Origin of the sequence: Leyella stercorea, from assembly GCF_021531355.1 — a bacterium.
Classification (GTDB): Bacteria; Bacteroidota; Bacteroidia; order Bacteroidales; family Bacteroidaceae; genus Prevotella.
The window spans coordinates 1-2,969 of sequence record NZ_JADYTS010000132.1 but is presented as its reverse complement, the minus strand read 5'-3'; the positions used below and the strand labels follow the sequence as shown (position 1 = coordinate 2,969).

Sequence of the window (2,969 nt, the reverse complement as noted above, 5' to 3'; positions counted from 1 at the left end):
CAAAGATAACTAATTCTAACGAGAATAAAGCAAATCCTGTTAACTATTCAACACAGGGTTTTACTGGTGACCCCAAATTTCGTGCATAAAAAGGACAATGACAAAAGATACAATCCTCTTTACATAGAAGTTCAGTATATGAGCTATCCCCAAAAATGTATGGAGGAGTCAAATATCCTTTAGCTTTAGCTATGGACATCCGAACTGGATATTCTGTGCATGTTTTGTATGATTGATATTCTATCACCATACAATCCCTTGTAATTTTCACACCATTTGGCCGAGCAGGATTTTCTGATGTGTTATCCCGTTGATTGGTCTCATATTCAAATTGAGCTTTTTTATCTTGTTCTTTGTAATATTCCAATTCTTCTTCAGTGCAGAAAATGTAATTACCCTCAGAATACTCGATAACATAACCTCTCATCGTCAATATTCCAACCATTGTAGCTTGTGCTGTTTCCATTTTCGGAGAGAAATCTATTGTCTCCGAATCATCATGTCGCTTATCGGCACAATGGAAAGATCTAAAATCTGGATTATTGGAGCATGGATGCAATAGATGGGGAATGACCCTGCCATTGCACATACAAAAGTCTTGAAGCTTAGAAATTCTCAATAAGCGTCTCATAAATTAATTCTCTTCTTTGCCAATGGCTACCATATTGACATAATTAATAGATGGCTTGAATGCATACGAAAAAGCGCGGAGCCTGTTCTTGTCACTCGTCCCACGTGTAGAGGCTCTGGCATCGCCCAATTTGTCGAAACGAGCAACGCCGAAAGCCCCACGCCAGTGTAAGTATATAGAATGCACCCTTGACAACGAACGATAAAACGTCCGAAGCCAATGAGAGCTGTATATAATACACCTCATGAGGCGTTCTGCATTACTTTGTTTTTGACAAATTGTGTCGTGAACTGCCAGATTCCTACACGTCAAAACCAAAGCGTACAAAAACGCCTTTTACCATATGTATGTCTGCCCAACCTCTGCCCATCTGGGCTTCCGGTATGGGTATAGACGTTACAAAGGTAACACTTTTACCTTGAAAACCACTTTGTTTGGCTGGCAAAGTATGATTTTAAGGCCTGATTTAACATTATTAAATATAAATATGTCAAAGAATTCCACTTTTGCGTGATTTTTCTTGCCGAAAAGTTTGTATTATCAATGATTATTCGTATCTTTGCAGCGTCAGTCCTCGCCAAGCCTCTTAACAATGCTCAAATCGTGCGAGGCGTTTTTTGTTTATACACATTTGAATATGGCGAGTCTTATTCCCTTTACAAAACGGTTTGAATCTTCAGAAAATCTCGTTGATTTGCTTGAATCTCGAGGTTTACAAATTTGTGATAGAAACAAAGCCATACAATACCTTGACAATATTGGTTATTACAGATTGTCTGCTTACATGTACCCTTTGTTGAAGATGCCCAAAACTGCACATTTGTATAAGGAAGGTTCAACATTCAAAAAGGTGATGATGCTTTATCGCTTTGACAAGAAACTGAGACTGCTCATGTTCAATGAAATAGAAAAGATTGAAATTGCTATCAGACGTGCGGTGATGCAAATAACAGCAGATATGACTGGCAATCCTTTCTGGCTTACTGACTCTTCTTATTTCTTGGATAGTTCAAAGTTTAATGAAACAATGCGAGCTATATCCAAGGAATATAGCAAATCCAAGGAGGAGTTCATTCTCCATTTCAAACGAACCTACTCAGAACCTTACCCACCATCGTGGATTTTAGGAGAGCTGCTTACTATTGGAAACGTCAATGCCATTTATCGCAACATCAAACAAAATCGCATACGCAAACGCATAGCAAAACGTTTTGGTTTACCTATAAATGTGTTTGAGTCATGGCTTACGGTTATTGCTGTTACTCGAAATGCCTGTGGCCATCATTCAAGAGTATGGAACAAGCAGAATGCTATTCAGCCAGCAATTCCCAATAGTCCCGCAGGAGAATGGATAACGCAGCCAACAGATTCCATGCGTGCTTACTTTGATCTTTGCATCATCAAGTACTTTCTTAATGTTATATCCCCCAATAATGATATGCAATCCAAACTAACATGGTTGTTCATTCGGTTTCCTGAAATTGACTTAAAAGCTCTCGGCTTTCCGCAGGGATGGGAAACGGAACCATTATGGAGGTAATAACATGTGGAATGGCTACTGATAATTCACTCCCTTACATGGTCTTCTTTGTTTCGGTTTTATCATATTATAGAGTCGGTTCAAACGGCTCCATCCAATCCATATCTATGTAATTTTGATGTAACTGAAAGTTAAATACGTTAAATCTTCACCTTTTCGTATCTAAACAGAATCCACACAGTCACTTTTCTATCGTTTAGAGCGTATAATACTGATAATCAACTAATAATAGAAACCAATGATGTATTTCAATTCCATAAAGGTACGATTAAAACACATCATTAGTTTTAGCAATAATCCTGACGGTTGCGATTTCAATTCCATAAAGGTACGATTAAAACAATGAGGTGCATCTTTACCTAAGTCCGGATAATGAATTTCAATTCCATAAAGGTACGATTAAAACCAGCACCACCGACGGCACGCTCAACAAAACCGAAATTTCAATTCCATAAAGGTACGATTAAAACCGTAAGTGTACGGCAGTCAGTAAACGGCATTTTTACATTTCAATTCCATAAAGGTACGATTAAAACATGAGTGTTTACTTGCTAAACTGCCTTTTAGCACATTTCAATTCCATAAAGGTACGATTAAAACATATATGTCAACATACGTTCATACATCTTCTGAAATTTCAATTCCATAAAGGTACGATTAAAACGATTTTGGTCTCTTGCAGCCTTTGTTGTCTCAATACAATTTCAATTCCATAAAGGTACGATTAAACCCAAATCGGTCATTAGGATTTCTCTGTGTCGTACGGCAAAGAGAAATCCTTTAATTTTTCCCATATAG

At 37.7% G+C, this 2,969-nt stretch carries 2 protein-coding genes and 1 CRISPR repeat array; of the genes, one reads left to right on the top strand and one right to left on the bottom strand.

Features of this window, described 5'->3' with window-relative positions; all coding sequences use genetic code 11:
• Positions 1 to 43 precede the first annotated feature (43 nt).
• Positions 44 to 466 (bottom strand): hypothetical protein, encoded by a 423-nt coding sequence (locus I6E38_RS14515; RefSeq protein WP_235394655.1) that lies wholly within the window; start codon positions 464 to 466, stop codon positions 44 to 46.
• Between the two features lie 802 nt (positions 467 to 1,268).
• Between I6E38_RS14515 and I6E38_RS14510 the strand changes: the two genes are divergently transcribed.
• Positions 1,269 to 2,171 carry an Abi family protein gene (locus I6E38_RS14510; protein ID WP_217313836.1) on the top strand — a complete coding sequence of 301 codons (903 nt, stop codon included), beginning with the start codon at positions 1,269 to 1,271 and terminating at the stop codon, positions 2,169 to 2,171.
• 245 nt (positions 2,172 to 2,416) lie between these two features.
• Positions 2,417 to 2,902: direct repeats of the CRISPR family, unit length 30 nt; unit sequence ATTTCAATTCCATAAAGGTACGATTAAAAC.
• Positions 2,903 to 2,969 lie beyond the last annotated feature (67 nt).

What these genes read in the sequence shown, in the direction of transcription:
- I6E38_RS14515 (WP_235394655.1), bottom strand. Translation starts at nt 466, where the DNA reads ATGGAAACAGCACAAGCTACAATGGTTGGAATATTGACGATGAGAGGT.
- I6E38_RS14510 (WP_217313836.1), top strand. Translation starts at nt 1,269, where the DNA reads ATGGCGAGTCTTATTCCCTTTACAAAACGGTTTGAATCTTCAGAAAAT.